Here is a 256-nt window from a genome sequence, read left to right as displayed (position 1 = left end):
AGCGCCAAACGTTGACGAACAGGTATTGCAGGGTAAAACTGCAGTGGTAACAGGCACGCTCAGCGAGATGTCTCGTAGCGACGTTAAAGCGTTGCTTCAGCAAGCAGGGGCAAAAGTGGCAGGCAGTGTGTCGGCCAAAACCGATTTTCTGGTCGCCGGCGAAAAAGCGGGTTCTAAGCTTACCAAAGCGCAGGACTTAGGTGTTGAGATTTGGGACGAAGCGAGGCTAATGGCGTTCTTACGCGAACAAAACCTG

The 256-nt window shown here is 52.7% G+C and carries 1 protein-coding gene; it reads left to right on the top strand.

Annotated features, from left to right (window positions below; all coding sequences use genetic code 11):
* The coding region (locus NLF92_RS13380; RefSeq protein WP_349293234.1) for a BRCT domain-containing protein at window positions 1–256 on the top strand (256 nt) is incomplete at both ends.

Source organism: Opacimonas viscosa (assembly GCF_024199005.1).
GTDB lineage: Bacteria > Pseudomonadota > Gammaproteobacteria > Enterobacterales > Alteromonadaceae > Opacimonas > Opacimonas viscosa.
This window is presented reverse-complemented; position numbering and strand designations above follow the sequence as displayed.